Annotated in this window: 2 protein-coding genes; both read right to left on the bottom strand. The window is 71.8% G+C overall.

The annotated features are described in order from the left end of the window. The coding region (locus QWZ14_RS29135; protein ID WP_290320572.1) for an ABC transporter ATP-binding protein at positions 1-723 on the bottom strand (723 nt) is incomplete at its 3' end. Positions 724-730: 7 nt separating this feature from the next. Continuing rightward, on the bottom strand, positions 731-1,075 hold a 345-nt coding region (locus QWZ14_RS29130), incomplete at its 5' end, for an ABC transporter permease (protein WP_290320571.1).

Here is a 1,075-nt window from a genome sequence, read left to right as displayed (position 1 = left end):
GCCCAGCACCTCGTCGACGGTCCCGTCGGCGACGATGCGGCCGGCGTCGAGCTTGATGGCTCGGGTGCACCACTCGCGGATGATGCTCATGTCGTGGGTGGCCAGCACCAGGACCTCGGCCTTGGTGACGAGGCCCTCGAGCTTGGCGCGGGCGCGCTCGAGGAAGTCGGCGTCGCCGGCGAGGAACCACTCGTCCATCAGCAGCACCTCGGGGTCCATCACCGTCGCCATGGCGAAGGACAGCCGCACGCCCATGCCGGCGGAGTAGGTGCGGACCGGCACGTCGAGGAACTCGGCGAGCCCCGAGAAGGCGCCGACCTCCTCGGCGAGTTCGGCGCTCGCGGCCTCGTCCAGGCCGCGGAACAGGCCGCGCAGGACGATGTTCTCCCGGCCCGTGGCGTTGGGGTCCATGCCCGCGCTCGGGTCGATCAGCGCGCCGATGCTGCCCGCCACCTCCAGCCGGCCGGCGACCGGCTCATAGACGCCGGCCAGCGTCCGCAGCAGGGTGGTCTTGCCGGCGCCGTTGTGGCCGATCAGGCCGACCCGCTCGCCGGCCTTGATGTGGAAGTCGAGGTCGCGCAGGGCGGCGACGACGATCCGGCTGGCCTCGTCCTGGCGCAGCCGCAGCGGCGAGTTGGCGAGGATGCGCTTCTTCAGCGAGCGGGCGCCGATGTGGTAGAGCGGGAACTCGATCGAGACCGCCTGGGCGAGAATGTGGGCCATCAGTCCGTCATACCCAGAAGGCGATGCGGCCGCGGAAGCGGATGAAGAAGGCCAGCGCCACCGCCGCCGCCGCGGCGGTGTAGAGGAGGGCCGAGACCCAGACCAGCAGCGGCGCGCCGCCCTCGACCAGCGGGCCGCGGATCGTCTCCATCACCGCGAAGAAGGGGTTGAGCGGCAGCCAGGCGCGGCCCGGGCCCAGCAGCTCGGGCTTCCACAGCACCGGCGAGAGGAAGAAGGCCAGCTGCATCACGCTGCCGACGATGGGGGGGATGTCGCGGAAGCGGGCGCAGAGCATGCCGAGCAGCAGCGCGAGCGCGCAGGCGTTGCAGGTGAGCAGCAGCAGCCCGGGGAT

It is taken from the genome of Paeniroseomonas aquatica (assembly GCF_030409335.1).
Taxonomy (GTDB): domain Bacteria; phylum Pseudomonadota; class Alphaproteobacteria; order Acetobacterales; family Acetobacteraceae; genus Belnapia; species Belnapia aquatica.
This window is presented reverse-complemented; position numbering and strand designations above follow the sequence as displayed.